The sequence below is a fragment of the Kitasatospora cinereorecta genome, assembly GCF_024172095.1.
In the GTDB taxonomy this organism is placed as follows: domain Bacteria; phylum Actinomycetota; class Actinomycetes; order Streptomycetales; family Streptomycetaceae; genus Kitasatospora; species Kitasatospora cinereorecta.
The window spans coordinates 579,545-604,532 of the sequence record NZ_JAMZDX010000001.1; the positions used below are offsets into that span (position 1 = coordinate 579,545).

The 24,988-nt window shown below is 74.5% G+C and carries 20 protein-coding genes; 9 read left to right on the forward strand and 11 right to left on the reverse strand.

Annotated elements, in window-relative coordinates:
• Window positions 1-6: 6 nt before the first annotated feature.
• The gene (gene corA, locus FHR36_RS02725) at window positions 7-1,122 is read right to left on the reverse strand and encodes a magnesium/cobalt transporter CorA (RefSeq protein ID WP_253793419.1); all 1,116 of its coding nucleotides are present in this window, start codon (window positions 1,120-1,122) and stop codon (window positions 7-9) included.
• A 421-nt stretch (window positions 1,123-1,543) separates the two neighbouring features.
• Here corA and FHR36_RS02730 point away from each other — a divergent pair, with 421 nt between their 5' ends.
• Entirely contained in the window at window positions 1,544-2,188 is a 645-nt protein-coding gene (locus FHR36_RS02730) for a suppressor of fused domain protein (RefSeq protein ID WP_253793420.1), read from the forward strand.
• A 56-nt stretch (window positions 2,189-2,244) separates the two neighbouring features.
• On the opposite strand, the gene FHR36_RS02735 is transcribed toward FHR36_RS02730, so the two are convergent.
• The 6 genes from FHR36_RS02735 to FHR36_RS02760 form a co-directional block, all read right to left on the reverse strand.
• Complete coding sequence (locus FHR36_RS02735; protein WP_253793421.1) at window positions 2,245-3,621, reverse strand: hypothetical protein; 1,377 nt, start codon at window positions 3,619-3,621, stop codon at window positions 2,245-2,247.
• Window positions 3,622-3,828: 207 nt separating this feature from the next.
• On the reverse strand, window positions 3,829-4,677 hold the full coding sequence (locus FHR36_RS02740) for a PHP domain-containing protein (protein ID WP_253793422.1): 849 nt from the start codon (window positions 4,675-4,677) through the stop codon (window positions 3,829-3,831).
• Between the two features lie 46 nt (window positions 4,678-4,723).
• Window positions 4,724-5,362, reverse strand: a complete 639-nt coding sequence (locus tag FHR36_RS02745) for a DUF6758 family protein (RefSeq protein ID WP_253793423.1) — start codon at window positions 5,360-5,362, stop codon at window positions 4,724-4,726.
• A 255-nt stretch (window positions 5,363-5,617) separates the two neighbouring features.
• A complete protein-coding gene (locus FHR36_RS02750; protein ID WP_253793424.1) occupies window positions 5,618-5,764 on the reverse strand; it encodes a DUF8834 family protein in 147 nt (48 codons plus the stop codon).
• Between the two features lie 283 nt (window positions 5,765-6,047).
• The gene (locus FHR36_RS02755) at window positions 6,048-6,911 is read right to left on the reverse strand and encodes an alpha/beta fold hydrolase (RefSeq protein ID WP_253793425.1); all 864 of its coding nucleotides are present in this window, start codon (window positions 6,909-6,911) and stop codon (window positions 6,048-6,050) included.
• A gap of 100 nt (window positions 6,912-7,011) precedes the next feature.
• Complete coding sequence (locus FHR36_RS02760; protein ID WP_253793426.1) at window positions 7,012-9,048, reverse strand: DEAD/DEAH box helicase; 2,037 nt, start codon at window positions 9,046-9,048, stop codon at window positions 7,012-7,014.
• 595 nt (window positions 9,049-9,643) lie between these two features.
• Here FHR36_RS02760 and FHR36_RS02765 point away from each other — a divergent pair.
• Window positions 9,644-10,354 (forward strand): ferritin-like fold-containing protein, encoded by a 711-nt coding sequence (locus tag FHR36_RS02765; protein ID WP_253793427.1) that lies wholly within the window; start codon window positions 9,644-9,646, stop codon window positions 10,352-10,354.
• 19 nt (window positions 10,355-10,373) lie between these two features.
• Here FHR36_RS02765 and FHR36_RS02770 read toward each other — a convergent pair whose 3' ends face one another.
• The 3 genes from FHR36_RS02770 to FHR36_RS02780 all read right to left on the reverse strand — a co-directional run bounded on the left by FHR36_RS02770 (window position 10,374) and on the right by FHR36_RS02780 (window position 11,795).
• Window positions 10,374-10,646, reverse strand: coding sequence for a hypothetical protein (locus tag FHR36_RS02770; RefSeq protein ID WP_253793428.1), 273 nt, complete (start codon window positions 10,644-10,646; stop codon window positions 10,374-10,376).
• Window positions 10,647-10,780: 134 nt separating this feature from the next.
• Window positions 10,781-11,008, reverse strand: a complete 228-nt coding sequence (locus FHR36_RS02775; RefSeq protein ID WP_253793429.1) for a DUF3107 domain-containing protein — start codon at window positions 11,006-11,008, stop codon at window positions 10,781-10,783.
• A 130-nt stretch (window positions 11,009-11,138) separates the two neighbouring features.
• A complete protein-coding gene (locus FHR36_RS02780; RefSeq protein ID WP_253793430.1) occupies window positions 11,139-11,795 on the reverse strand; it encodes a TetR/AcrR family transcriptional regulator in 657 nt (218 codons plus the stop codon).
• Window positions 11,796-12,003: 208 nt separating this feature from the next.
• Between FHR36_RS02780 and FHR36_RS02785 the strand changes: the two genes are divergently transcribed.
• From FHR36_RS02785 to moeZ, 5 genes are all read left to right on the forward strand, one after another.
• Entirely contained in the window at window positions 12,004-12,912 is a 909-nt protein-coding gene (locus FHR36_RS02785) for an alpha/beta fold hydrolase (RefSeq protein WP_253793431.1), read from the forward strand.
• A 260-nt stretch (window positions 12,913-13,172) separates the two neighbouring features.
• Window positions 13,173-14,795 carry a DUF3492 domain-containing protein gene (locus FHR36_RS02790; RefSeq protein WP_253793432.1) on the forward strand — a complete coding sequence of 541 codons (1,623 nt, stop codon included), beginning with the start codon at window positions 13,173-13,175 and terminating at the stop codon, window positions 14,793-14,795.
• Complete coding sequence (locus tag FHR36_RS02795) at window positions 14,792-15,790, forward strand: hypothetical protein (protein WP_253793433.1); 999 nt, start codon at window positions 14,792-14,794, stop codon at window positions 15,788-15,790. The genes FHR36_RS02790 and FHR36_RS02795 overlap by 4 nt, the downstream gene beginning before the upstream one ends.
• A 99-nt stretch (window positions 15,791-15,889) precedes the next feature.
• Window positions 15,890-16,837, forward strand: coding sequence for an NAD-dependent epimerase/dehydratase family protein (locus FHR36_RS02800; protein WP_253793434.1), 948 nt, complete (start codon window positions 15,890-15,892; stop codon window positions 16,835-16,837).
• A gap of 142 nt (window positions 16,838-16,979) precedes the next feature.
• Window positions 16,980-18,158 carry an adenylyltransferase/sulfurtransferase MoeZ gene (gene moeZ, locus FHR36_RS02805; RefSeq protein WP_253793435.1) on the forward strand — a complete coding sequence of 393 codons (1,179 nt, stop codon included), beginning with the start codon at window positions 16,980-16,982 and terminating at the stop codon, window positions 18,156-18,158.
• Between the two features lie 109 nt (window positions 18,159-18,267).
• Here moeZ and FHR36_RS02810 read toward each other — a convergent pair whose 3' ends face one another.
• The gene (locus tag FHR36_RS02810) at window positions 18,268-20,958 is read right to left on the reverse strand and encodes a lysylphosphatidylglycerol synthase domain-containing protein (RefSeq protein ID WP_380231593.1); all 2,691 of its coding nucleotides are present in this window, start codon (window positions 20,956-20,958) and stop codon (window positions 18,268-18,270) included.
• 134 nt (window positions 20,959-21,092) lie between these two features.
• Here FHR36_RS02810 and FHR36_RS02815 point away from each other — a divergent pair, with 134 nt between their 5' ends.
• Entirely contained in the window at window positions 21,093-21,443 is a 351-nt protein-coding gene (locus FHR36_RS02815) for an MGMT family protein (RefSeq protein WP_253793436.1), read from the forward strand.
• A gap of 88 nt (window positions 21,444-21,531) precedes the next feature.
• The gene (locus FHR36_RS02820) at window positions 21,532-24,972 is read left to right on the forward strand and encodes an ATP-dependent helicase (protein WP_407660778.1); all 3,441 of its coding nucleotides are present in this window, start codon (window positions 21,532-21,534) and stop codon (window positions 24,970-24,972) included.
• Window positions 24,973-24,988: the final 16 nt, after the last annotated feature.

The following is a 24,988-nucleotide window of genomic DNA, read 5'->3' on the forward strand; positions in this document are numbered from 1 at the left end:
CGACAGTCAGAGCCAGCCGTTGCGGCGGAAGCCGCGGTACATCCCGACACAGATCAGGGCGACCGCGCCGAGCACCATCGGGTAGCCGTACTTGTGGTGCAGCTCCGGCATGTAGTCGAAGTTCATGCCGTAGACGCCGGTGATCATCGTCGGCACGGCGAAGATCGCCGCCCAGGCGGTGATCTTGCGCATGTCCTCGTTCTGCGCCACCGACACCTGCGCCAGGTTGGCCTGGAGCAGCGAGTTGAGCAGCTCGTCGAAGCCGTGCACCTGCTCGGTGACCCGGGCCAGGTGGTCGGCGACGTCCCGGAAGTACTTCTGGATCTCCGGGTCGACCAGCCGCTGCATCGGCTCGGAGAGCAGCTGCATCGGCCGCAGCAGCGGGGTGACGGCGCGCTTGAACTCCAGCACCTCGCGCTTGAGCTGGTAGACCCGCCCGACGTCGGTGCCGCGGCCGCCCTTGTTGGCGAAGACGTCGTACTCGATCTCGTCGACGTCGGTCTGCAGCCGGTCCGCCACCAGCAGGTAGTTGTCCACCACGTGGTCGGCGATGGCGTGCAGCACCGCGTGCGGGCCCTTGCGCAGCAGGCCCGCGCCGTCCGCGTCGGCCTCGAGCCGGTGCCGCAGCTCCTGCAGCGAGGAGTGCCCGCCGTGCCGGACGGTGATCACGAAGTCCTGGCCGGCGAAGACCATCAGCTCGCCGGTCTCCACCACCTCGCTGGTCGGGGTGAGCTGGTCGTGCTCGACGTACCGGATGGTCTTGAAGACGGCGAACAGCACGTCGTCGTACCGCTCGACCTTGGGCCGCTGGTGCGCGTGCACCGCGTCCTCGACCGCCAGCGGGTGCAGGCCGAAGCGCTGGGCGATGCCCTCGAACTCGGCCTCGGTCGGCTCGTGCAGGCCGATCCAGCTGAACGATTCGCCGTCCGCGTGCTGGGTGGCCTTGACCCGGCGGGCCGCCTCGCGCGGGGTGCAGCTCTCGCCGGCCCGCTTGCCGTGCTGGTACACCGCGCAGTCCACCACCGCGGACGGCACGTGGCCCGGGTGCAGCGAGTCGAACGGCTCGTCGGACCGGCGGCGGGCCGGGCGGACGGCGGCACGGAGGTTGTTGATCATCGACATGGCAGCAGGCTCCTTGCGCGGGAGCCGACGCACGGCGGGGCGGGTGGGCGGCGCGGTGCGGCGGCGGGAAACACCGATGGACACGCGGTGCCCGAACTCGCCGAACGACTTCGCGGAGGCGAATGTGTTTGGGTCGAGGGACACCGGGGAAGGTGCTCTCCCGGCCGGGACTGACGTCGCGTCGGCTACCTCAGCTGCTGAGGTCGCGGCGAAGGCGCGCAGGCCGGGCAGAGCTGCCGGTACTGCATGGTCGACTGCTATCCACCGCGACCACCTCCTTCACGCCGAGGCCCCGAGAACAAGGATCCCCGGTGGCCAGCTGCTCACACTAACACTTATTCGGCCAGTCACGCCGGGGTGTGCGCGAACGCACAGGTGGCGGCAGGCGAAGGCGCGCGGGGCGGCGCGCTAAGGTCGCGTCATGGCCCACGACTTCCCGCTCTTCGGCGACTTCTCGGACCCGGACGCCGGCTCGGAACTGACCCGTGCGTCCGTGCTCGCCGCCGTCGAGGCCCGGCTGATCAGCACGTTCGGCGAGCCGAGCGGGCGGGCCTCGGTCACCTTCCTCGGCGCGGACCGGATCGAGGTGCTGCGCTTCGGCCCGGACCGCGACGGACTGGTCCGCTACGCCACCCTCGGCATGGCCGGCGCGCCGATGACCGACCCGTCCGCGGCGGTCGCCGACCCGGTCCGCGGACCGCGGGTCGAGCTGGTGCTCACCGTCCGCGGGGGGCGTGACGAGGTGCACCGCGCGCTGGCCTTCTTCGCGGCCTCGCCGCAGGTGGAAGGCCTGGTGGTGGCCCCCGGCGGCTCACTGGACCTCGGCACCCCGCTCTGGGACGGCGCCCCCTTCACCTCGGTGCTGGTCGCCGAGGGCGGCGGCCTGGTCGAGGACCTCGAACTCGCCGAACCCGCCGAGCCGGTCCGCTTCCTGCCGCTGCTGCCGATGACGCCCAACGAGGCCGCCTTCAAGCGGGTCCAGGGCGCCGCCGCACTGGAGGAGCGCTGGCTGAAACACGGCACCGACCTGCGCGACCCCGCCCGCCGCGGCGTCCCGCTGGACTGACGGCCCGTCGGCCGTGCGGTGTGCGGGGCCCGGCCGGACCGGGCCCCGCACCGCGATCAGGCGCCCGGCTGGTGCCTGCCGCGGCGGCGCAGGGCGACCAGGATGCCCGCGCCGAGCGCCACGGTCGCGGCGCCGCCGACGGCCAGCGGCAGGGCGTCGGCGCCGCCGCCGGTGGAGGCGAGGCCCGAGCCCGTGTCAGCGGCCGCGGTGGTGGTCCCGGTCGAGGCCGGAGTGGTGGTGCCGGGCGCGGCCGGGGCCGTGGTGGTCGGCGTGGCACCGGTCGTGGCGGTCGCCGTGCTCGTGGCGGTGGCCGTGCTGGTGGCTGTGGCGGTGGCCGTGTTGGTGGCAGGCGGCGTCGTCGGGGGGACCGGGTCGCCCTGGGGGACGACGGTGAAGGCCGTCTGCCCGCTCTCCACCGCCACCTTCTGCGCCGTGGTCCCGGGCATCGGCAGGCTCCAGCCGCCGAACGCGAGGGTGCCGTCGCCGAGCGGAGCGATGCCCATGAACGTCAGCTGCACGGAGAAGGTGCGCGACTGGCCGTCGTGCAGATCGACGACCGCGTCCGCGGCGCCGGGCCGCCCGAGGCGCAGGCGCACGGTGCTCCCGAGCGAGTCGACCTCGTGGCTGCCCTGGTCCCAGCTGCCGTCCTTCTTCTGGAACATGACCAGGCTGCCGCCGTCCAGCCCGGGCTTGCCGCGGAAGACCAGGTCCGGGACGAACCGGACGTCCTTCCCGGTGTGGTTGGCGACGGTGACCTGGAAGGACTGCTTCTCGCCCTTGGTGATCGTGCGGGCCAGCCCGGTCACGCCGACCGTCGGTGTGCCCGGTGCCTCCTGGCTCGGCGCACCGCCGGCCGCGATGACCGAGAAGTCCTGGGTGTCGCTCCAGCCCTGACGGTACTGCCGCTCCGGCTCCGGCGGCTCGGAGGGGTCGAACTCCACCGTGTTGGCGAAGGCGCTCGCGAGGCCGGCGTGCACATCGGCGCTCAGCGAGAGCCGCAGCCCGTACGTGTAGGTCACGTAGCCGTCCATCGGGCGGACGGCCAGCGGGTCGTCGGCGGACGGGGCGAGGGCGTAGACCAGGCCGGAGCCCTGGCCGGTCAGCAGTGCGGCGGGCTTCCACTCGGTGCTGCCCGGGGCGCGGTACTCCAGCTTCACCTGGCTCGCCGTCAGACCCGCGGTGGCGTCGGTGATGGTGAACCGGGGCCGGAACGTGATGTCGTGGCCCCCGGTGTTGACGTACGCCGCGGAGAACTCGACCGGCGCCGCGCCGCCGACCAGGGCCGCGGGGGCCTTGTCGAGGCCGATCGCCACCCGCGAGAAGAAGACCGGATCGGCGGCAGCGGCGGCCACCGGAGCGGCCGGCGGCATGGCGAGCGCGGCCGGAGCGGCCGTCAGGGCCGCCGTCGAGACCAGGGTGGCCGCGGCGGCCACCAGAGCGAGTCTGCGGTGCTTGCGCAAAGGGACCTCGTGAAGGGTGCGGGGCTGAGCCCGGAAGTCAGGGGAGTCAGCTGCGTGAGGAGCCCTGGAACCGCGGTGATCACCCGCCGATGCGTAGCCCCCCGACCGCTGTCGACGCGGTGGATCTTATCCGAACGGTTGACCGATCGGGGGGAATTTCCGGCCCGAGGTGACGGGTGGTCAGCCGGTGACCGGTGCGGCGCCGGTGGCCTGGGCCACCAGGGCCTCGTACACCGCCGGGTCGGTGGTGAACTCGCCGAGCCGGACGGTCTTGCGGTGCCCGTGGTAGTCGCTCGACCCGGTCACCAGCAGGCCCAGGTCGGCGGCCAGGCCGCGCAGGTGCGCCCGGGCCTGCTCGTCGTGGTCGGTGTGGTCCACCTCCAGCGCCGCCAGGCCCGCCGCGGCCAGGTCGGCGATCACCTGGTCGGAGACGGTGCTGCCGCGCTTGACCGCGCCGGGGTGGGCGAACACCGGCACCCCGCCGGCGGCCCGCACCAGGCGGACGGCCGTCACCGGGTCGGTCTCGTGCTTGCGGACGTCGGCCCGCCCGCCGTTGGCCAGCCACTGCGGGGTGAACGCGTCCGACACGGTGGCCACCACGCCGGCCTCGACCAGGGCGGAGGCGATGTGCGGTCGGCCGACCGAACCGGCGCCGGCGATCCGCTCGACCTGCTCCCAGCTGATCGGGGCGCCGAGTTCGCGGCAGCGCTCCACGATCGCCCGGCCGCGGCGGAAGCGGTCGGTGCGGACCAGCTCGCGCTCCTCGGCGAAGGCCGGCTCGGTCGGGTCGAAGAGGTACGCCAGCAGGTGCAGCGAGACGCCGTCCACGTGGCAGGACAGCTCAGCGCCCGGCACCAGGGTCAGTCCGGTGCCCTCGACCGCCGCGATCGCCTCGCCGTACCCGGACACCGTGTCGTGGTCGGTCAGGGCCACCACGTCCAGCCCGGCCGCGACGGCGGCCGCCACCAGCTCGGCGGGCGAGTCGGTGCCGTCGGACGCGTTGCTGTGGGCGTGCAGGTCGATGCGCATGGGCCCAAGGATAGGGAGCCGGGGCAGGCCCGGTCAGCCGGGTCCGTCAGCCGAGCAGGCGTGGGGTGAGCGCACCGCAGGGCAGCAGGCCGAGCTCCGCGCCGGCGTCCCGCAGGTCGGTGAGGACCAGCTCGTCGTGCATCAGCAGCGCCGACTGCTCGGGCCAGGCGATGGCCCAGATCCAGAGGCCGCGCGCCTCGCCGACGTAGACGGCGCGGTCGTCCGGCGCCTCGGGGACGTGGAACATCGGGGTGGGCCGGCCGGCCGCCATCAGCTTGGCGTCCGCGGGCTTGTAGAGCGAGACCGAGTCGCCCGGGTCCGGACCGTCCAGGCCCGCGTACCGGGCACCGAGGCCGACGCCGAGCTCCTCGGCGACCAGCACCAGCTCACCGAAACCGCCGAGCGGCGCGGGGCCGGAGCAGGCGACCGCGGTGGCGCGGGCGCCGGACAGGTCGTCCCCGGCGTGCGCGATCCCGGTGAACAGCCAGCCGACCGGAAGCGGCCACGGCAGCCAGACCGGCACCTGGGAACGGGTGACCGCGACGTTCAGCGCCTCCACGCTCGGGGGCAGCACCGGTTGCATCGGGTGGACAGCACCGTGCTGGTCGCACTGCCAGGTGTCGGAGAAGAGACCGGGGGCGCGGACCCGACCGGCGCACCTCGGGCAGCTTGGCTCGCCCCTCATAACCGACAACGGTCCTCCCTCCGGACAGCCGCGTCAAGGACGATCACCCGTAAGGAGTGTGTCACGGTGTGTCACCGGATGTCGAACGGCGGTCGCGGCCGGCTCCGCCAGGTCATGTCCCGCGGTCGCCGCGGCCAAACACCGCGCTGGTCGCGGGGGTCGGACGCACTGACGCCCCGTCTCCATGGTGCTGGATGGCGGGGCGTCAGTCGGGTATCGGAACGTCGGACGGCGCGTCGGCCGATCCGCGCCCGGTCAGATCTCGTTGCACGGGCGGATGTACAGGCGTTCGCCGGTCTGTGCGGCGGCCTTCACGTACTCGCGGACCGTCTCGGCGTCGGCGATCAGGCGGTCGGTGGCGACGCCGTCGGCGTCGTCCAGTCGGAGGATCTCGAAACGCATGGGTCTCTCCCTTCCTGGCAGGTGCAGTCGTCCGGCAGGCGTCCTCACCGTGTCGCTCCCCCCGCGCGTGCCGCTCGGTGCGGGCACTGGGCGGAGGCGGCGGTGCCTCGTGGGTCAACAGTGCCGCTCGGCTGATTCGGAGCGGTTGCCCGCCCGTGACGTCGCGGTTTCGGCCGGCGCGACCGACCGTGCTGAGGGTGAAGTAATCCCGGACAGAATCAAATATTACCCGAGCTAACGATTTTTGTCGCGCACTTTGTCAGGTGGCCCGCGGGGCGGAGGCTCAGGAGGCCCAGAAACCGGCCAGCGCGGCGGCCGTCTCGGCCGGCCGCTCGGCGTTGGGGGAGTGGCCCGCGCCCTCGACCACCGCGCGGAGCGCATGCAGCCGCTCGGCCATCGCGGACTGCTCCTCGACCGGCCAGGCGTAGTCCTGGACACCGGAGACGACCAGCTTGGGCAGCGGCACCGCCGCCAGCTCGTCCACCCGGTCCGGCGCCGCCACCAGGTGCGAGCCCATCGCGGTCAGCGCCTGCGGGACGTTGGCCAGCCAGCGCCGGTGCAGGAACTCGGCGATCTCCGGCCCGTGGCCCGGCGCGGCCTCGCCGTCCATCTGACGCATCACCTGCCAGATCGACTCCAGGTCCATCGAGGCCAGCGCGTCGACCAGCAGCCGGGTCCGGGCCGCCTCGGCCGGGTCGATCGCACCCGGGCCGGTGGAGAGCAGGGTCAGCGAACGCCACGGCAGCTCCCCGCCGGCGGCGTACGCGGCCAGTACGGCCTCGCGGACCACCTGGCCGCCGAAGGAGTGCCCGAGCAGGTGCAGGTCGCCCTCGCCGGCGAAGCGGTCGGTCAGCGCCAGCACGTCACGGCCGAGTTCGGCCACCGCGTACGCGGACTCGTCGGCCGGGCCGCCGGTCTCGTACTGCCCGCGCTGGTCGACCGCGACCACCCGGTACCCGGCATCGGCCAGCGGCTCCAGGAGGGCGATGAAGTCCTCCTTGCTGCCGGTGTAGCCCGGCACCAGCAGCGCGGTGCCCCGGCGCTCGCCCTCCGGCTCGGCCCACAGCGCGGCGAAGGCGCCCCGAGCGGTCTCCAGCCGCAGCGCCCGCGCGCAGCCGGGCAGCTTCAGGAACGACGGCGTGCTCATGGCGGCTCCAAACGGGAAAAGGGCGCGGGGACCAGGGCGAGTCGTCAGGAGCCTACCGGCGTGCCGACTCGCGCGGGTCCCCGCGCCCTTCGTGCGGGGGTCAGCCCTCCTGGACCGCCTCGACCTTCTTACGGGTCCGGCGACGCGGCGCCGGGATCTCGTCGGTCACGTCGACCACGTCCGCCTGGGCGGCCGGCGCGGCCGCAGCGGCCTTCCGGGTGCGCTTGCGCGGGGCCGGGGCCTCCTCCGCCACCGGGGCGGCGACGACGGCCTCGACCGTCTCGGCGGTCTTGCGGGCGCGGGTGCGCTTGCGCGGCGCGGGGGCCTCCTCGGCCACCGGGGCGGCGACCGTCTCGGCCGTCTCGACGACGACCGTCACGGCAGCCTTGCGGGTGCGCTTGCGCGGGGCCGGGGTCTCCTCGGCGACCGGGGCGACGGCCTCGACCGTCTCGACGGCGGCCGGGGCGGTCTCGGCGGTCTTGCGGGCGCGGGTGCGCTTGCGCGGCGCCGGGGCCTCGTCCGCCACCGGGGCGGCGACGACGGCCTCGACCGTCTCCACCGCGACCGGGGCGGCCTCGGCCGCCTTGCGGCTGCGGGTGCGCTTGCGCGGGGCCGGGGTCTCCTCGGCGACCGGGGCGACGGCCTCGACCGTCTCGACAGCCACCGGGGCGACCGGGGCGGCCTCGGCCGGCTTCCGGCTGCGGGTGCGCTTGCGCGGGGTACGCGCCGCCGGGGCCTCCTCGGCCACCGGGGCCGCCACCGCGTTCACCGGCTCGACGGCCTCGACCGTCTCGACGGCGAGCTGCGCCTCCTCGCCCGGGCGGGCGCCACCGCGGGTGCGACGGCGCTCGCGCTGGCGACGGGCCGGACGCTCCGCCGGGGTCTCGACCGGGGCGGCGACGGGCTTGCCGCCACGGCCGCCGCGGGTGCGGGCGCCGCGACCGCCGGTCTCGCCGAGGTCCTCGACCTCCTCGGCCGCCAGGCCGGCCCGGGTCCGCTCGGAGCGGGGCAGGACGCCCTTGGTGCCCGGGGCGATCTTCAGCAGCTCGTACAGGTGCGGGGAGGTGGAGTAGGTCTCCTCCGGATCGTTGAACGGCAGGTCCAGCGCCTTGTTGATCAGCTGCCAGCGCGGGATGTCGTCCCAGTCGACCAGGGTGACGGCGGTACCGGAGGCGCCGGCCCGGCCGGTGCGGCCGATCCGGTGCAGGTAGGTCTTCTCGTCGTCGGTGCACTGGTAGTTGATGACGTGGGTGACGCCCTCGACGTCGATGCCGCGGGCGGCCACGTCGGTGCAGACCAGCACGTCGACCTTGCCGTTGCGGAAGGCCCGCAGGGCCTGCTCGCGGGCGCCCTGGCCGAGGTCGCCGTGGACCGCGCCGGCCGCGAAGCCGCGCTTGGTCAGCTGCTCGGCGACGTCGGCGGCGGTGCGCTTGGTCCGGCAGAAGATCATCGCCAGGCCGCGGCCGTCGGCCTGCAGGATGCGCGAGACCATCTCGACCTTGTCGAGCGAGTGCGCACGGAAGATGTGCTGCTCGATGTTGGCGACGGTGGTGCCATGGTCGTCCGGCGCGGCGGCGCGGATGTGCGTGGGCTGGCTCATGTAGCGGCGGGCGAGGCTGATCACCTGGCCCGGCATGGTGGCCGAGAAGAGCAGGGTCTGCCGCTTGGCGGGCAGCATGGTGATGATCTTCTCGACGTCCGGGAGGAAGCCCAGGTCGAGCATCTCGTCGGCCTCGTCGAGGACCAGCGACCGGACCTTGGACAGGTCCAGCTTGCGCTGGCCGGCCAGGTCGAGCAGGCGGCCGGGGGTGCCGACCACGATGTCGACGCCCTTCTGCAGCGCCTCGACCTGCGGCTCGTACGCGCGGCCGCCGTAGACCGCCAGCACGCGCACGTTGCGGACCTTGCCCGCGGTCTGCAGGTCGTTGGTGACCTGGGTGCACAGCTCGCGGGTCGGCACCACGATGAGCGCCTGCGGGCTCTCCGAGAGCTGCTCCGCGGTCGCCCGGCCGGCGTCGAGGTCGGCGCGGACGACGACCCGCTCGATCAGCGGGAGGCCGAAGCCGAGGGTCTTGCCGGTGCCGGTCTTGGCCTGGCCGATGACGTCGTGGCCGGTCAGCGCGACCGGCAGGGTCATCTCCTGGATGGGGAAGGGGTGGACGATGCCGACGGCCTCCAGGGCCTCGGCGGTCTCCGGGAGGATCCCCAGGTCCCGGAAAGTGGTCTTGGTGGGTTCAGCGGTGGTGGACAGGGTGCTGCCTCTTCCATGTGGGGGGCCGAGAGCGAGCGGGCGGCGTGTGCCTGCCGCACGGCTGCGAGCGGGCTGATGACAGCCCTGCCGCCGTGGGACGCACAACCGCGCCGACACCCCTGCGTCCTGCCGGCTCCGGCGGCCCGGGTGGGCGCGTCGTCCGGCGGCGCGGGGGAGGATTCCCGTGAGGGGTTCGGCGCGGGACCTGCGCCGTGGGGCGCCGTCCGCGGCGGCCCTCGCTCGGCCACTGATGCGGTGCCTGGCCCGAGGTCCGGGCCAAGGTCGGAGCCGATCGGGTCTCCGACCGGGCATCCGCGTACGTGAGTGCCAGGTGACCCGTGCTGGGCACGATCGCGCGGCCTGCCAACAGGGGGCGGGCCGCGCGGGTACACCAGGCCTCGCTACCACCATACAGTCAAGCGACCACTCGAACACGTGACGCGGCTAACCCCGCAGGTGGACAAGGCTTAAGGTTCCTGCCATGGAGACTCAGGAATCAGGTTCGATCGGCGACTGGGCGACCCGTGCGGCGGACCCGGACTACCGCGCCGCCGTGCTCGACCTGCTGGGCGCGCTCGCGTACGGCGAGCTGAGCGCCTTCGAGCGGCTGGCCGAGGACGCCAAGTTCGCGCCCGGCATCGCCGACAAGGCCGCGCTGGCACGGATGGCCTCGGCCGAGTTCCAGCACTACCAGCTGCTGCACGACCGGCTGGCCGAGGTCGGGGCCGACCCCACCGAGGTGATGAGCCCCTTCGTCGAGCCGCTGGAGAACTTCCACCGGCTGACCGCGCCCTCGGACTGGCTGGAGGGCCTGGTCAAGGCGTACGTCGGCGACGCCATCGCCACGGACTTCTACCGCGAGGTGGCCGTCCGGCTGGACGACGACACCCGCGAGCTGGTGCTCGGTGTGATGGCCGACACGGGGCACGCCGAGTTCGCGGTGGAGCGGGTGCGCCGGGCGATCGAGGAGAACCCCCGGGTCGGCGGCCGCCTCGCGCTGTGGGGCCGGCGGCTGATGGGCGAGGCGCTCAGCCAGGCCCAGCGGGTGGTGGCCGAGCGCGACGCGCTGTCCAACCTGCTGGTCGGCGGCGCCGAGGTGCAGGGCTTCGACCTGGTCGAGGTCGGCAAGATGTTCAACCGGATCACCGAGGCGCACACCCGGCGGATGGCCGCCCTGGGTCTCGCCTCCTGAAGCGCGGTCGGCCCGGGGTTCAGGCGTGGCGGCGGTGGCTGCCGCGCCGCACCCGGTCCGGCCGGGCCAGCACCGACACCAGCAGCGCGGAGGCCAGCGCCGAGAGGGCGAACTGCACCACCGCCCCGCCCTCGTCCAGCACGTAGCCGGTGAGCCGGCCGCCGAGCAGGGCGGCCACCACCGCGGTCGAGACGGTCAGGGCGCGGCCCGCGAAGTACTCGGGGAACCGGGCCAGCGCACCGGCCCCCACCACGAGGCCGATCAGGGCGAAGGCGAACGTCTCGAGGACCACGGGCTGCCTCCCGGGGGCGTGCGGCGCTGCGTACACACCCGCCATACCCTCCGTGCGCGTCCGGTACGCGTCCGGACCCGGATACGCCGCCGCCCCGTCCCCCCGGTGGGGGAACGGGGCGGCGGCGGTTCGCGTCAGAGCGTGCCGAAACCGACCTTGCGGGTGGCCGGCTCGCCGATCTCCACGTACGCCAGGCGCTCGGACGGGACGATGACACGGCGCCCGTGCTCGTCGGCCAGCGTGAAGACCTTCGCGGTCCCGTCCAGGGCCTTGGCGACCGCGTCCGCGACCTCCTCGGCAGTCTGCGCGCTCTCGAGCACGATCTCTCGGGGCGCGTTCTGCACGCCGATCTTGACCTCCACGGCTTCCGTCCCTCCGGTAGCAGCAATCCACGCGCTCGAACCGCTGTTCGCGGGCGTCGCGCCGTACGGCTTCACCTTAGAGCAGCGGTGGGGCCGATCGAGGAAGGTCGGCGATCGCTCCGCTCAGGGCTTACTGGCCCGCGGCGGCGCCCGCCTCCGGGGCCGGGTGCATCGGGAAGCCCTTCAGACCGCGCCAGGCCAGGCTGGCGACCAGCCGGACCGCCTCGTCGCGGGGGATCTCCTGGCCCTGCGAGAGCCAGTACCGCGCGGTGATCTGGGCCAGGCCGCAGACGCCGGCGGCGAGCAGCTTCGCCTCGTTCTCGGGGAGGTCGGTGTCCTCGGCGATGACCTTGGAGACCAGGGTCGCGCTCAGGTCGCTGGCCCGCTCGACCCGCTCGCGCACCGCGGGCTCGTTGGTCAGGTCCGACTCGAAGACCAGGCGGAAGGCGCCCGACTCGCTGGAGACGTAGTGGAAGTACGCCTCCATGGTCGCGGCCACGCGCATCTTGTTGTCGTTGGTCGCCTCGAGCGCGGCGCGGGTGGCGTCGACCAGCGCGTCGCAGTGCTTGTCGAGCAGCGCGAGGTAGAGCTCGAGCTTGCCCGGGAAGTGCTGGTACAGCACCGGCTTGCTGACCCCGGCCCGCTCGGCGATGTCGTCCATCGCAGCGGCGTGGTAGCCCTGCGCGACGAACACCTCCTGTGCGGCTCCGAGCAGTTGTTCACGGCGGGCGCTTCGCGGCAGGCGGGCACCGCGCGGGCGCTCCTGCGCCTCCTGGATGGCCGTCACGGCGCTCCTCACTTCACGGTCTGCGATGGGCTGGCAGGGTGATTGATTCTACTTTTCGGTAACCCCGTCCGCGCGAGGTGAAGCCGAGTAAAGCGCAGATCCTGCCTTGTCGGGAGCCCACAATACGGCTCCGGCCTGCGGTGTCCAGGGGTCGAGACCATCGCGGCACTCGGTGGAGCGGGGTCCGCGCTCACTACCATCGTGCTCCATGAGCGCCGACCAGCTGCCCGCGACCGCCCCCGACTCCTACCGCACCGTCCAGGTCCCCGGAGCGGTCCTGGCGGTCAGCACACCGCCCGCCCCCGCCGACGGTTTGCCGCCGGCTCTCTTCGTGCACGGCCTCGGCGGCAGCGGCGACAACTGGCGCGAGCTGATGGCGGAGCTGGCCGGCGAGGTCGCCGGCGAGGCGGTCGACCTGCCCGGCTTCGGCTGGTCCGCGCCCCCGGCCGACGGCAACCTGTCGGTCTCCGGCCACGTCCGCGCGGTGATCGGGTACCTGGAGCACTCCGGCCGCGGCCCGGTCCACCTGTTCGGCAACTCGCTCGGCGGCGCGGTCGCGGTCCGGCTGGCCGCCCTCCGCCCCGACCTGGTGCGCAGCCTGACCCTGATCTCGCCCGCGCTGCCCGAACTGCCCCCGCAGCACTCCGCCTGGCCCACCGGACTGCTCGCCGTCCCCGGGGCGGCGGCGATGCTCACCCGGCTCCGCGGCAGCGGACGCGGCGCGGACGAGGCCACCGAGGAGCTGCTGCGGCTGGTGTACGCCGACACCTCGGCGATCCCGGCGCTGCGCCGCGCCCAGGCGGTGTCGGAGTACCGGCGCCGCGCCGACCTGCCGTACGCGCTGGAGGTGCTGGTCGGTTCGGCGCGCGGGATCGTCACCGCCTACACCGAGCGCGGCGAGCAGGCGCTGTGGCGGCAGGCGGAGCAGGTCCGGGCGCCGGTGCTGCTGGTCTACGGCCTCAAGGACAAGCTGGTCTCCTACCGCTCGGCCCACCGGGCCTGCGCGGCCTTCCCCGACGCCCGGCTGCTGGTGCTGCCGGACTCCGGGCACGTGGCGATGCTGGAGCACCCGCGGCAGGTCGCGCGGGCCGTCCGGGAGCTGCTCGCGGAGGCCTGAAACGGCGGCGGAGGCCCGAGGTCACGGGTGTTCACTCGTTCAGGTGGCATGGCGGCCCGGGGCCCTAGGGCGGTCCGGGCGGAGCTCTAACGTCGTGTTGTCGGACCGAACAGGTGTGGGGGCGCAGGCGACGGGACGGCGGCCGCGGGGAGCGGCCGCCGCCGTGCGGTCGCCGGCTTTCTGAGCGCTGGTGTCACTGGCTGAACCGGCTCCCTGTCTCGTCGTGGATCCCGGGTCAACCGCTCAGCTCTGGAGGCGTCGTGCGCATCGCTCTGCTCACCGAGGGTACTCATTCCGCCGCGCAGCGTGGCGACGGCGGCTGGTGCGGCCGCCTGGTCGAGGGCCTGCCCGAGCACGAGTTCCGGCTCTTCCGGCTGGTCCGGGGCGACCGGCCGGCCGACCCGACCGGGGTGCGCGGGCTCAAGGGCCTGCAGGAACTGCCGATGTGGGGCTGCCGAGCGGCCGGCCGCGGACCGTCGCTGCACCGCCGCCGCAGTTATGCGCGGGCGTACGAGGACCTGGTGAAGGCGCTGGTGCTGCCCGGCGAGCGGGCGCTGTTCGGGCCCGGCCTGTACCGGCTCGCCGAGCTGGCCGCCGAGGACGGCGCGCTGCCCGCCTTCCTCGCCTCCGGGCACGCCCACCGGGTGCTGGAGCGGGTCTGGCGCTCACCGGGCGCCGACACCGCCGCCGGCCAGCCGCTGGTCCGCGACGTGCTGGTCGCCGCCGACCTGCTGGAGCAGTGCCTGCGGCCGCTCTCCGCGCCCTGGTACGGCACCGGCCCGGCCGGCCTCGGCGGCGCCGACCTGTGCCACGTGGTCGGCGGCGGCCCGGCGGCGCTGCCCGCGCTGGTCGCCCGTCGGCTGCACGGCGTCCCGTTCGTGGTCACCGAGCACGGGCTGCACCTGCGCGAGCAGTACCGCAGCTACCGCACCGCCCCGTACCGCTGGCCGGTCCGGGCGCTGCTGCTGTCCTTCTTCCGGCTGCTCGCCGAGGAGACCTACCGCCTGGCCGCCGTGCTCACCCCGGGCAGCGCCTACGACCGCCAGTGGCAGCAGCGCTGCGGCGGCGACCCCGAGCGCACCCGGGTGGTGTACGAGGGCACCCCGGCGGTCACCCGGCCCGCGGCCGGGCCCGAGCCGGCGGCGCCCACCCTGGTCTGGGCGGGCGCACTGGAGCCCGGCCGCGACCCCGAACTGATGCTGCACGCCTTCGCCCGGGTCCGGGCCGAACGGCCCGAGGCCGAACTGCTCATGTACGGCGAGGAGGGCGTGCCCGGCTACCGCGCGCACTGCGAGGCCATCGCCGAGCGGCTCGGCGTCGCCGCGGCGGTCCGCTTCGCCGGACGGCCGAAGGCGATAGCCGACGCCTGGGAGTCCGGCAGCGCGGTGGTGTTCTCCGCCCTCGCCCAGCGCAGCCCCCGACTGCTGGCCGACGCGATGCTCAGCGGGCGGGCGGTGGTCGCCACCGAGGTCGGGGTGGCCCGCGAGGTGCTCGGCCCCAGCGGGCTGCTGGTGCCGCCGCGCAGCCCGCAGGCGCTGGCCGCGGCCTGCCTGGCGCTGCTCGGCGACCAGGAGCGGCGGGCCCGGCTGGGCCTGGCCGGACGGCTGCGCGCCCAGGAACGCTTCGCGGTGGAGCCGGTGGTCAGCGCCTTCCGGGAGATCTACCTGGAGCTGGTCTCGCGCTACCCGGCCTTCCCGGCCGGCGGCGGCGAGGCGGCGCGGCCGTTCGCACGGCCGGCGGAGTACTGGGTGGCCGGCGCGGTGACCGGGACGACCGGCGAAGGGGCGGCCCGGCCGGAGGAGCGCGGTGCCGCCGGGCCGTTCGCGCGCCGGGCCGGTGACCGCGGTGGGCCGGTGGTGCCCGCGATGGCGGAGGTCGGGTGATGGTCGGCCCGGCGGATCCGGTCCGCGAACTGATCGAGGTCCACCGCGAGTTGTGCGAACAGGCGGTGGACGTGCTGGACATCGCCGCCGGGCTGGAGGACTCCGGGATCGGCCCGGCCGGCGCGGCCGCGTACCGGCACACCGACGTCTTCGGCCTCGCCGAGGAGCTGTCCGCCCGGGTGGCCCGCCGCCCGGACGGTCCGGGCGACCCGGACGGTCCGGGCGGGCCCGGGCCGGTCGCCCGGCGGTCGCGGCGGGCCGCAGCGGCGCTGACCGCGGCCGCCGCCCACCTGGTGCCGGTGGCCGTCCTGGCCGTCGGCGGGGCGAGTGTTCCGGTGGCGGCCGCGGCGGTGATCGTCGGCGCGGTGGTGCTCACGCTCGCCACCGGGAGGCCCCGATGGTCCCGGTGGCCAGGGTGGGCCGCCGCCGGGTACGGGCTCGGGGCGGCGGTGCTGCTGGCGGCGGTCACCGCCGGGTCGGTGCCGCTCGGCGCCGCCGCCGCGACGGCGGCCGGTTCGGCCCGCTGGTGCGCCCGCTGGGTCCGCGACCTGGGCCGCGGCCACCTGGGCGCGGCCGTCACCATGGCCGAGTTCCGGGCCCGGATGCGTCCGGTGCTGCCGGTGGCCGCCGTGCTCCAGCTGGCGCTGACCGGGCTGTGGACGGCCGCCGCGCTCGCCCTGACCCCCGGCGCCCCGCACGGACCGGACGGCTCCGCCGCGGCGGCGGCGCTGAGCGGCGCGGGCGTCACCGCCTGGGCGGTGCAGGGCTGTGCCGGGCTCGCGCTGCTGGTCTCGGCCGTCCTCGCGCACGCCGGACGGGCGGCCCTGGCCGCGTCCGTCGTGCTGCTCGCCGGGGCCGGGACGGCCGCCCTGCTGCTGCCGTCCGCCCAGACCGCGGGCCGACTGGTCTGCGCGGGCCCGCTCGCCCTGCTGCTGCCGTACGCCTGGCTGCTGCTGGGACGGCCCGGGGCACACCGTGCCCGGCCGGCCGGCTGACCGCCCGTCCCCGGGCCGGTGGACGGCCCGGGCGAACCAATCAATCCGTAAACCGCCCGGCCGCTTCCCCGGCCGGGCCTCGTGGAAGGACACACCCCGATGAGGGTGCTGCTGCTGGGTGCCGACGGTTTCATCGGCCGCCGGGTCGCCGAACGGCTACTCGTGGACGAGGGCATGCAGGTCACCGTGCTGGGCCGGCGCGACTCGGCCGACATCCGCTTCGACCTGACGGCGGGCAGCCCGGGTGCGCTGTCCCGGTTCCTGGACGCGGTGGCGCCGCAGGTGGTGATCAACTGCGCCGGGGCGACCTACGGCACCTCCCGGGCGCTGATCCGGGCCAACACGCTGGCGGTGGCCACCGTCTGCGAGGCGATCCGGCGCAGCCGGGAGCCGGCCCGGCTGGTGCACATCGGCTCGGCGGCGGAGTACGGGCCGGTCCCGCCGGCCGGTCCGGTCCCGGAGAGCGCCGAGCCGCGGCCGGTCGGCCCGTACGGCGTCTCCAAGCTGGCCGGGACGGAGCTGGTGCTGGCCTCCGGGCTGGACGCGCTGGTGCTGCGGATCTTCGACGTGGTCGGCCCCGGATCGCCGAGCGCCTCGCTGTTCGGGCGGCTGGCCGAGGGCCTGCGCCGGGCGCTGGAGCAGGACGAGCAGCAGGTGAGGATGCCGGACCTGTCCGGATACCGGGATTTCGTCGATGTGCGGGACGTCGCCCGGGCGATCCACGCGGCCGCCGTGTCGGCCGCCACCGGCGTGATCAACATCGGCAGCGGGCACGCGGTGCGGGCCCGGGACGCCGCGCACCTGCTGGTCCGGGCCTCGGGGTTCGAGGGCACGGTCAGCGAGGACGCCCGCCAGGTGGTGCTGCCCGCGCAGGCGGCGCCCGGCACCGAACCGCCGCGGCACCTGGACGCCCGGCCGGTGCTGGAGCCGGTCCAGTGGCGGCAGGCCGACGTGCGGACCGCCCGGGACCGTCTCGGCTGGCGGACGCAGGTGCCGCTGGAGGAGTCGCTCGGGGACATCTGGCTGGAGACCGCCTGCCGGGTGTGAGGTGCGCAGGTCGGGCCCGGCGCCGGCGGTCCCACCATCCGATGTCGGGCATCTCACGTACTGGACCTGTTGTCTCGGAATACCCCGGGCGCGTGACACTGTTGGCGTAGTCAAACGTGAACTGACGACCATCGGAGTCCCCGTGTCGCTGCCACCCCTGGTCGAGCCGGCCGCCGAGCTCACCGTCGACGAGGTCCGCCGGTACTCCCGCCACCTGATCATCCCCGACGTGGGCATGGACGGGCAGAAGCGGCTGAAGAACGCCAAGGTGCTGTGTGTCGGCGCCGGCGGCCTCGGCTCGCCCGCGCTCATGTACCTGGCCGCCGCGGGCGTCGGCACGCTCGGCATCGTCGAGTTCGACACCGTCGACGAGTCCAACCTGCAGCGTCAGATCATCCACGGCCAGTCCGACATCGGCCGCTCCAAGGGCGAGTCGGCGCGGGACTCGGTCAAGGAGATCAACCCGTACGTCGACGTGATCCTCCACGAGGAGCGCCTCGACAACGACAACGTGATGGAGATCTTCTCCGGCTACGACCTGATCGTGGACGGCACCGACAACTTCGCCACCCGGTACCTGGTGAACGACGCCGCGGTGCTGCTCGGCAAGCCGTACGTGTGGGGCTCGATCTACCGCTTCGACGGCCAGGCCTCGGTCTTCTGGGCCGAGCACGGCCCGTGCTACCGCTGCCTCTACCCGGAGGCCCCGCCGCCGGGCATGGTCCCGTCCTGCGCCGAGGGCGGCGTGCTGGGCGTGCTCTGCGCCTCGATCGGCTCGATCCAGGTCACCGAGGCGATCAAGCTGCTGGCCGGTGTCGGCGAGCCGCTGGTCGGCCGACTGATGATCTACGACGCGCTGGAGATGCAGTACCGCTCGGTCAAGGTCCGCAAGGACCCGAACTGCGCGCTGTGCGGCGAGAACCCGACCGTCACCGAGCTGATCGACTACGAGTCGTTCTGCGGTGTCGTCTCGGAGGAGGCCGCGGAGGCCGCGCAGGGCTCGACGATCACCTCCAAGCAGCTCAAGGAGTGGATCGACGAGGGCGAGAACATCGACATCATCGATGTCCGCGAGGTCAACGAGTACGAGATCGTCAGCATCCCGGGCGCCCGCCTGATCCCGAAGAACGAGTTCCTGATGGGCAACGCCCTCCAGGACCTGCCGCAGGACAAGCGGATCGTGCTGCACTGCAAGACCGGTGTCCGGTCGGCCGAGGTGCTCGCCGTGCTGAAGTCCGCGGGCTTCGCGGACGCGGTGCACCTGGGTGGCGGCGTGATCGGTTGGGTCAACCAGATCGAGCCGGAGAAGCCCGTCTACTAAGGCGAACCACGAGCCAGGGGCGCGAGGAACTGCGCGACCGGCCATCGCTCGACGTGAGCGGGTGGCTGGGCGCGCAGTTCCTCGCGCCCCTGCTGGTTTGCCCCGACAGTCAGAGCGCACCCTTGCGCTGGAGGACGTTGTAGGCGATCCAGCCCGGGGCCACCGGCAGCCAGAAGGTGAGCAGGCGGTAGAGGAAGACCGCCGGGGTGGCGGCGGTGGCGGGGACGCCGGCCACGGTGAGGGCGGTGATCAGGGCGATCTCGACCGGGCCGATGCCGCCGGGGGTGGGGATCGCCGAGCCGGCCGCGTTGGCGGTCAGGAAGACCACCGCGACCGCCGCGAAGGTGACGTGGGCGCCGCCGCCGAAGGCCTGCACCGAGGCGTCCAGGCAGGCGGTGAACGACAGGGTCAGCAGCAGGATGCCGCCGAAGCCGGTGACCAGCCTGGAGGGCGTCTGCATCAGGTCCAGCATGCGCGGGACCACGCCGAAGAACAGGCCGCGCAGCCGGTTCACCACGAAGCGCCTCAGCGGGGCGACCGCCGCGACCACCAGGGCCAGGACGGCCGCGGTCAGCACGCCGATGATCACGGCGCGGGAGGCACCGAGGTCACCGTTGTTCTGGGTGCCGGTGATCAGGCCGAAGGAGAACAGCAGCAGCAGGTGACCGGCCAGACCGGCCAGCTGCGAGGCGCCGACGCTCGCCACCGCCTGCACCGGCCGGATGCCGGCCTTCTGCAGGTAGCGGGTGTTCAGCGCGATGCCGCCGACCGCTGCGGGGGCGACCAGCTTGACGAAGGAGCCGGCCAGCTGCGCCGCGACGGTCCGGCCGAACGGCAGGCGCTCCGGGACGAAGCCGGTGAGGCTCATCGCGGCGGCCACGTAGCTGAACGCGGCGGCGAGCAGGGCGACGGCCGCCCATGCCCAGTCCATCTCGGAGACCTTGAACTGGTCCGGCCGGATGGTGGTGACCGCCAGGTAGGCGGCGAAGGCCAGTGCCACCACCATGATCAGCGTCTTGGGCTTCAGCCGCTCCAGCTTGGCCGGCGCCATCGGCGCCTCGGGCGCGATCTCCAGGATCTGGCCGCGGATCCGGCTGAGCAGGTCCTCGCCGGCGACGGCGATGTCCTCCTCGGCCTGCTGCTGGGTGCGCACGCCCGCGGCGACCTGCTCCAGCGCCAGGGCCTGGGCGGCGGCCTTCCGCTCCTTGGTCATCCGCTGCAGGTCCGCGCGGGTCTGCCGGCTCAGGCCGACCGGCTGGAGCAGCGGCAGCGAGTCCGCCACCCGGGTCGGCCCGAGCACCCGGTTGGCCACCGCGACCGCGCGCTCCGGGCCGACCCGCAGGGCGAAGGTGGTGAGCAGCTGGGCGACGTCGATCCGCAGGGTCAGGTCGCCAGCCGCGATGTCGCCGCCGGAGAGGTTGACCAGGCAGCCGGTCTTCTCGTCCACCACCAGCAGCGACTCGCCGGTCAACCGCCGGTGGGCGATCCGGCGCTCGTGCAGGGTGCCGACCGACTCCCAGAACGAGGCCATCACCTCGTCGGCGATCTCCTCGTCGGCGAGCTCGTCCAGGGTCCGGCCGGCGACGTTCTCGTAGACCAGGATCGCCGCGTCCGGGCCGAGCTCGGAGGTGGCCACCAGCTGCGGCGCGCGGGCGCCCGAGGCGGCGGCCGCGTACGCGATCAGCGCCTCCTGCTCCAGCGCCTGGCGCAGCGACTGCGGGCTGCGGCGGACGGCCACCGAGCGCAGCCGCAGCCGCCGCCAGGCCCGGTAGAAGAAGCCGGACGCCTGCTGCTCGCGGTCGATGATGTGGACGTCCAGCAGCGGGCCGTGCTGCTGGGTGACCAGGTAGCGGCGGGTGTCGCCGGGCGCGTCCGGGGCCAGGTGGGCGGCGGACGGGGTGAAGCCGACCTTGCGCAGGCCGATCAGCAGGTGCTTGCCGGTGGGCCGGATGTTGGGCGAGCCGATCGCGTAGAGCGTGCCGTACGCCACCGACCAGCCGATCAGCACGGTCAGGATCAGCGAGAGCGGGGTGGTGTAGCCGCTGATCAGCTCGGTGGCGCCGCTGAGGATGACCACTATCCACAGCGCCACCCGCCAGCGGGGTCTGGAGGACATCCCGACGGCCGTCATGTAGGCGATCACCGGGGCCAGGTAGCCGTGCACCGGGTCGGTGAGCGTCTGCCCGCCGCCCGGCGGCAGCTGGGTCAGCGCGTTGCGGATGGCCTCCGGCGCCCCGGCCGCCACCCACCAGTCCACGCCCAGAGAGACGCCGTACGCCAGCACCGAGGCCAGCACGCCGTCGGCGACCCGCAGGCCGTCCCGTTTGATCAGCCGCTCCACCGCGAACGCCAGCGGCACCGCCAGCACCGCGATGCTGGAGACCAGCGCGGCGATGGTGGAGAGCAGGCCGGGGATCCGCTTGGCGTTGACCGAGATGTCGCTCTCGATGCCGGTGGTGGTGGAGACCGCGACCTGCGCCAGCACGAACACCGCGATGATGCCGAGCACGCCGACGACGAAGCGGATCAGGTCGGAGGGCCGGTGGGCGCGGGCGGGCAGCAGCGGTTCGTCGACGGCGAGGTACTCGCCGGCGGGTTCCTCCTCCGGGGCCATCCCGTCCGGTGGCCCGTCGTACGCGACCACGTTCTCGTCCTCCCCCGTGCCGGCAGCGGTCCGCCCGTCGTCGGCCGCCTTGCGCAGCGACAGGGACGGCGGCTCGACCTGCGGGTGCTCCTCAGAACCGTCTGTGGGGGACTCCTCGGAGCCCTTGTCCACGTTCAATTCTGCCGTCCCGGTCATCTGGTCTTGTCCTCGTATCACTGCGCACTGCCCCGAAGATGCTGCCATGCTCCGCGCACCGGTGCGGGGCAGGGGCCGGATCGGGCGCGGCGGATCGCCCGCACGGGTCCGGGAAATCGACCGGATGGGGAAGAATGCCGCGGGTGACCGACAGTGCGCACGAGGACGACGCCCCCGGCGGCGAGCTGCCGGCCTTCGCCGAGGCCGTCCTGGAGCTGACCGAGCGGATCCCGCCGGGCCGGGTGATGACCTACGGCGATGTGGCCGAGTACCTCGGCCGCGGCGGCCCGCGCCAGGTCGGCCGGGTCATGGCGCTGTACGGCGGCGGCGTGCCCTGGTGGCGGGTGATCCGGGCGGACGGCAGGCCGCTGCCCGGCCACGAGCACCGGGCGCTCCCCGCGTACCGGTCCGAGGGGACACCGCTGCGCACCGTCGGCGGGACGCCCCGGGTCGACCTGCGCCTGGCCCGCTGGGACGGGCGGTAGCCGGACCGGCACGCAGAGCGGCGGCGCGCGGCCGGTTCACCGAAACGGGTGCGCGACGCGGGCCTGTCGGTGCAGGATCGTAGGCTCGATGCGGGCGGGGCCCTCGCGGCCCCGCCCCGGACATGCCCTCGCACAACCCGCCTGGACCGTAGTGACCCCGCCTTTCCGCCTGGTGCGCAGCCCCCTCGCACAGCCCGAACCGCCCACGCTGGACACGTACCAGCAGGCGGTGGTCGAGCATGCCGACGGGCCGCTGCTGGTGCTCGCCGGCCCCGGCACCGGCAAGACCACCACCCTGGTCGAGGCGGTCAACCGGCGGATCGAGCGCGGCACCGACCCCGAGCGGATCCTGGTCCTCACCTTCAGCCGCAAGGCCGCGATGGAACTGCGCGACCGGATGACCGCCCGGGTGGCCGCCGGCGTCCCCGCCCCGCAGGCCACCACCTTCCACTCCTTCTGCTACGCCCTGCTCCGCGCCCACCAGTCGCCCGAGGAGTACGCCGAGCCGCTGCGGCTGCTCTCCGGCCCGGAGCAGGACGTCATGGTCCGCGAACTGCTCGCCGGCGACGCCGAGGACGCCCGGCTCGGCATCGGCCGGATCGGCTGGCCGCTCGACCTGCGCGCCTGCCTCACCACCCGCGGCTTCGCCGACGAGGTCCGCGCCGTCCTCGCCCGCAGCCGCGAGCTCGGCCTCGGCGAGGCCGAGCTCTCCCGCTTCGCCGACGGCGTGCAGCGCCCCGACTGGGCCGCCGCCGCCCACTTCCTCGCCGACTACCTCGACGTGCTCGACCTGCGCGGCGTCCTCGACTACGCCGAGCTGGTCCACCGCGCCGTGCTGCTGGCCGAGCGCCCCGAGGTCGCCGACGACCTGCGCGCCCGCTACGACGTGGTCTTCGTCGACGAGTACCAGGACACCGACCCCTCCCAGGTCCGGCTACTGCGCCGGCTGGCCGGCGACGGCCGCGACCTGGTCGCCGTCGGCGACCCCGACCAGTCCATCTACGCCTTCCGCGGCGCCGACATCAACGGCATCCTCGACTTCCCGCACACCTTCCGCCGGGCCGACGGGACGCCGGCCGACGTCCGGGTGCTGCGGGTGTCGCGGCGCTCCGGCGCCGTCCTGCTCGCCGCGAGCCGCGAGCTGGCCCGGCGGATGCCGATGGGACGGCTGCCCGCCGACAAGCTCGCCCAGCACCGCGCCCTGCTGCCCTCCCGCGAGGGCGGCACGGTCGAGGTGTACACCTACCCCACGCCCGGCACCGAGCTGGACTCCGTCGCGGACCTGCTGCGCCGGGCCCACCTGGAGGACGGCGTGCCGTGGGGCGAGATGGCCGTCCTGGTCCGGGCCGGCGGGCGGTCGATCCCGGGCGTACGGCGCGCGCTCGGCGCGGCCGGCGTACCGCTGGAGATCGACGGCGACGACCTGCCGCTGCGCGACGAGCCGGGCGTCGCGCCGCTGCTGCTCGCGCTGCGGGTCTGCGCCGAGCCCGCCGGGGCGATGACCGTGGACGTGGCACACACCCTGCTCACCGGGCCGCTGGGCGGGCTGGACGGGTCGGACCTGCGACGGCTCGGGCGCGCGCTGCGGGAGGAGTTCCGGGCGGCGTTGACCACTGAGGGGCGTGACGAACGGGTCGGGCCGGCCACTGAGGGGCGCGAGGAACTGCGCGCGGCGGAAGGTGACGGGCCCGAGCCTGCCGCTGCGCGCAGTTCCTCGCGCCCCTCAGTGGTCGTTCCCGCTGCGGAGGAGCTGATCCGCGAAGCGCTCGCCGAGCCGGAGCGGCTGGTCGCGATGGAGCCCGCGTACGCACGCCGCGCCCGCGACCTGGGCATGCTGCTGCGCAAGGTGCGCGAGCGCCTCGCGGGCGGCTGCAGCGCCGAGGAGGCGCTGTGGGACCTGTGGGAGGGCAGCGAGCGCTGGCGGGAGCGGCTGGAGCGGGCGGCGCTGCGCGGGGGCGCGGCGGGCCGCAACGCCGACCGCGACCTGGACGCGCTGTGCGCGCTGTTCGAGACGGCGGCGCGGGCGGAGGAGCGGGTCACCGGCCACCGCGGTGCGCTGGACCTGCTGGCGGAGCTGGAGGCGCAGGACATCGCCGCCGACACGCTGACCGTCCGCGCGGTGCGGCCGGACGCCGTCCGGCTGATGACGGCGCACCGGTCCAAGGGCCTGGAGTGGCGGCTGGTGGTGGTCGCGGGCGTGCAGGAGGGGCTGTGGCCGGACCTGCGGCGCCGCGGTTCGCTGCTGGAGGCGGACCGGATCGGCCGCGACGGCCTGGCCGAGCCGCTCTCCCCGGCGGCGCTGCTGGGGGAGGAGCGGCGACTGTTCTACACGGCGGTGACCCGGGCCAAGGAGCGGCTGGTGGTCACGGCGGTGAAGGCCCCGGCGGAGGACGGCGACGAGCCGTCCCGGTTCCTGCGCGAGCTGTACCGGGAGGAGGTCGACCCCCGGACCGGGAAGGTGAGCAGCCGTACCCCGCAGGTGACGGTGGCGGAGGTGAGCAGCCGGCCGCGGCGGCCGCTGTCGGTGCCGGCGCTGGTGGCCGAGCTGCGCGCGGTGACGGTGGACCCGTCCCGGTCGCCGGAGCTGCGGCGGGCGGCGGCGGAGCGGCTGGCGGTGCTGGCACTGGCGGCGGACGAGGACGGTGCGCCGCTGGTGCCGGCCGCCCACCCGGACCGCTGGTGGGGGCTGGTCGACCAGACCGCCGCGCCGGAGCCGCTGCGGGCGGACGGCGTGCCGGTGCGGCTGTCCGGCAGCGGGCTGGAGCAGCTGGAGAACTGCTCGCTGCAGTGGTTCCTGGAGAAGGACGTGAAGGCGGGGTCCACCACGACCGCCGCCCAGGGCTTCGGCAACGTGGTGCACGCGCTGGCGGACGAGGTCGGCTCGGGCCGGACGCCGGCCGACCTCGCGGTGCTGATGGAGCGGCTGGACTCGGTGTGGGACGCGCTGGCGTTCGACGCGCCGTGGAAGTCGCAGCAGGAGAAGACGGAGGCCCGGGCGGCCCTGGAGCGCTTCCTGCACTGGCACGTGCTGGAGCGGGAGCGGACCACGGTCGCCACCGAGCACGGCTTCGACCTGACGCTGGAGGTCGGCGGGGTCGCGGTGCGGATCCGCGGCTCGATGGACCGGGTCGAGCAGGACGAGGTGGGCCGGGCGTACGTGGTCGACTTCAAGACCGGCAAGCAGATCCCGACCGACAAGTCGCTGCCCGAGCACAAGCAGCTGGCGGTCTACCAGTTGGCGGTGCGCGGCGGCGCGCTGGAGGGGCTGCCGGGCTTCGCCGACGGCGCCGTACCGGGCGGGGCGGAGCTGGTGCACCTGCGCGAGCCGGCCAAGGGCGAGCCGGACGCGCCGAAGGTGCAGCGGCAGCTCGCGGCCGAGGGCGAGCCGTGGATCGAGAACCTGCTGGCCGACGCGGCGGGCCGGGTGCTCGCGGAGCGGTTCGTGCCGACCACGGGGGAGGGCTGCGGGCGCTGCTCCTTCCGTGCCAGCTGCTCGGCGCAGCGGGACGGTCGTCAGCTTGTCGAGTGAGCCGGTTACCTTTGGT